Here is a 1,326-nt window from a genome sequence, read left to right on the forward strand (position 1 = left end):
CGATGGGGATGCGTTCCATTAGATAGTAGGCGGGGTAACGGCCCACCTAGTCGACGATGGATAGGGGTTCTGAGAGGAAGGTCCCCCACATTGGAACTGAGACACGGTCCAAACTCCTACGGGAGGCAGCAGTGAGGAATATTGGTCAATGGGCGCGAGCCTGAACCAGCCAAGTAGCGTGAAGGATGAAGGTCCTACGGATTGTAAACTTCTTTTATAAGGGAATAAAGTCACCTACGTGTAGGTGTTTGTATGTACCTTATGAATAAGCATCGGCTAACTCCGTGCCAGCAGCCGCGGTAATACGGAGGATGCGAGCGTTATCCGGATTTATTGGGTTTAAAGGGAGCGTAGACGGGTCGTTAAGTCAGCTGTGAAAGTTTGAGGCTCAACCTTAAAATTGCAGTTGATACTGGCGTCCTTGAGTACGGTTGAGGCAGGCGGAATTCGTGGTGTAGCGGTGAAATGCTTAGATATCACGAAGAACCCCGATTGCGAAGGCAGCCTGCTAACCCGCCACTGACGTTGAGGCTCGAAAGTGTGGGTATCAAACAGGATTAGATACCCTGGTAGTCCACACGGTAAACGATGGATACTCGCTGTTGGCGATAGACTGTCAGCGGCTTAGCGAAAGCGTTAAGTATCCCACCTGGGGAGTACGCCGGCAACGGTGAAACTCAAAGGAATTGACGGGGGCCCGCACAAGCGGAGGAACATGTGGTTTAATTCGATGATACGCGAGGAACCTTACCCGGGCTTGAATTGCAGACGAATTGCTTGGAAACAGGCAAGCCGCAAGGCGTCTGTGAAGGTGCTGCATGGTTGTCGTCAGCTCGTGCCGTGAGGTGTCGGCTTAAGTGCCATAACGAGCGCAACCCTCGTGTCCAGTTACTATCAGGTAGTGCTGAGGACTCTGGACAGACTGCCATCGTAAGATGTGAGGAAGGTGGGGATGACGTCAAATCAGCACGGCCCTTACGTCCGGGGCTACACACGTGTTACAATGGGGGGTACAGAAGGCAGCTACCGGGCGACCGGATGCCAATCCCGAAAGCCTCTCTCAGTTCGGACTGGAGTCTGCAACCCGACTCCACGAAGCTGGATTCGCTAGTAATCGCGCATCAGCCACGGCGCGGTGAATACGTTCCCGGGCCTTGTACACACCGCCCGTCAAGCCATGAAAGCCGGGGGTACCTGAAGTGCGTAACCGCAAGGAGCGCCCTAGGGTAAAACTGGTAATTGGGGCTAAGTCGTAACAAGGTAGCCGTACCGGAAGGTGCGGCTGGAACACCTCCTTTCTGGAGAGGGACCGAGAAGAGGTTCTTG

At 54.0% G+C, this 1,326-nt stretch carries 1 rRNA gene; it reads left to right on the forward strand.

The window, feature by feature from the left end:
• Window positions 1-1,298: ribosomal RNA gene (locus H6A28_RS14730) — 16S ribosomal RNA — on the forward strand; the annotation flags it as partial.
• Window positions 1,299-1,326 lie beyond the last annotated feature (28 nt).

The organism is Bacteroides mediterraneensis, assembly GCF_016900355.1.
Taxonomy (GTDB): domain Bacteria; phylum Bacteroidota; class Bacteroidia; order Bacteroidales; family Bacteroidaceae; genus Phocaeicola.